Source organism: Sulfurovum sp., assembly GCF_041551015.1.
Lineage (GTDB): Bacteria > Campylobacterota > Campylobacteria > Campylobacterales > Sulfurovaceae > Sulfurovum.
Window position 1 is genome coordinate 1 of the sequence record NZ_JBFENQ010000211.1, and the last position, 1,775, is coordinate 1,775.

At 38.1% G+C, this 1,775-nt stretch carries 2 protein-coding genes; both read right to left on the reverse strand.

The features are described 5' to 3' along the window. Positions 1–10: 10 nt before the first annotated feature. Positions 11–694, reverse strand: a complete 684-nt coding sequence (locus ABZC96_RS09895; RefSeq protein WP_373030832.1) for a response regulator transcription factor — start codon at positions 692–694, stop codon at positions 11–13. Between the two features lie 143 nt (positions 695–837). After that, positions 838–1,775, reverse strand: a 938-nt coding sequence (locus ABZC96_RS09900; protein ID WP_373030833.1) for an inorganic phosphate transporter, incomplete at its 5' end; no start/stop codon positions are given.

Below are 1,775 nucleotides of genomic sequence, written 5' to 3' on the forward strand. Positions count from 1 at the left end.
AAAAATGATTTTAAAGTAATTTATATCCAACACCCCAAACAGGAGCAAAGTATTCTTTAATACCTTCAGAGTCTATCTTCTTTTTCAATCTGTTCATCGCTACATTGATGGTTTTATCATGAAAGTTTGCACTGTCATCACCCCAAACTTCATCCCGTAAGAAGTCTCTGTCTAAGGGTTGATGTGGATTCTTGACAAAGGTATGAAGCAGTTTAAATTCTAAATTGGTCAACTCAATACGCTTATTATCTATGGAAAGTTCTCGTTTTTGCAGATCAAGTATGAGATCTCTGTATTTTACTTTATCTGTAGATGTCACACCACTACGTTTCAATAATGCGGCTACCCTTAAAAGCATCTCTTTACTGCTAAAAGGTTTAGTCATATAGTCATCACCGCCTGAATGGAAACCTTCTTCCAAGTCACTCTCTTTATCTCTTGCTGTAAGGAACATTACTGGTATATCATACCCTTGTTCCCGTATTTTTGATACAAATTCACTTCCCTCAACACCAGGAAGATTTCTATCCACGATAATAAGTGCAGGGTTTTCTTCTTCTAAAAACTGTTCAACATTTTCAGTAGAAAGGAACCCTGTAACAGTGTAGCCTTCTTTTTCAAGATGGTACTCAAGAAGTTCTAAAATATCCGGTTCATCTTCAATGACGATGATTTCTATATCTGTGTTTTGCATATTGTAGAATAGTATATCTTGATAACATTTTGATTACAGAAAATGTAGAGAGGAGAGATGTTTTGAAAGTAGCGCGGGCAACAATGCCCACGTTAAAACGATACACTATTTTTGTGTATCATTATGCATATATTGTATGCTTCTTAGCTTGCTATACCTTTTAGTATAAAGAAAATAATTGCAGAAAGTACAGCTGCAGCGGGAACAGTAATTATCCATGCCGCTACAATCTTTTTCACCATACCACGTTTTACATAGTTTTCACGCAATGAACGCTTAAGACTTTTTACTTTTTTCTTTTGTATCTTAAGTGCTTCCATCAACTCTACTCTTTTTTTATAATCATCAGCGCTCTCAAGCTCTGCCAGTTCTCTTTTTAATGTGTGTTGTTTAGACACTTCTACTTGAAGCTTCTCCTGCTTTTCACCCATATCTTTACTATCAAGCCACTCTCTAAGGAAACCTACTCCAAATATGGCCCCCACAGCAATATGTGTAGAAGAAACCGGCAATCCCAGCTGAGAAGCGATAACCACAGTAATAGCAGCTGCCATCATAATAGAAAATGCTCTCATCTGATCAAGTTCAGTGATCTCAGTACCCACTGTTTTGATGAGTCTTGGTCCAAAGAGCGCAAGACCTACAGAAATACCTACACCACCGACAACCATTACCCATAAAGGAATCGCTGCTTTTTCAGAAACTGCAAGAGTAGCCAGTGCATCATTTACCGCAGCCAAAGGTCCAACTGCATTGGCAACATCGTTTGCACCATGGGCAAAACTCAAAAGTGCCGCAGCAAAGATAAGAGGAATCGTAAAAAGAAGGTTGATCGATTCTCTACTTCCATCTAAACCTATCACCCTTGTTACTATTCTTGGTTTAACGATAATGTATGTGATCACTGCACCAATACCACCAAAACTTAGTGCTACCAAGAAACTAGGTTTCTTCGTTTGCGGTAAAAAGCTAAGGGTCTCTACGATCACAGGCCAAACTTTTTTAAGTCCTTTAAGCGTAAGATATGTAATGAATGCTGCTGCCATAACTGACACCAATATCGGTACGATCTTCTTTGCTG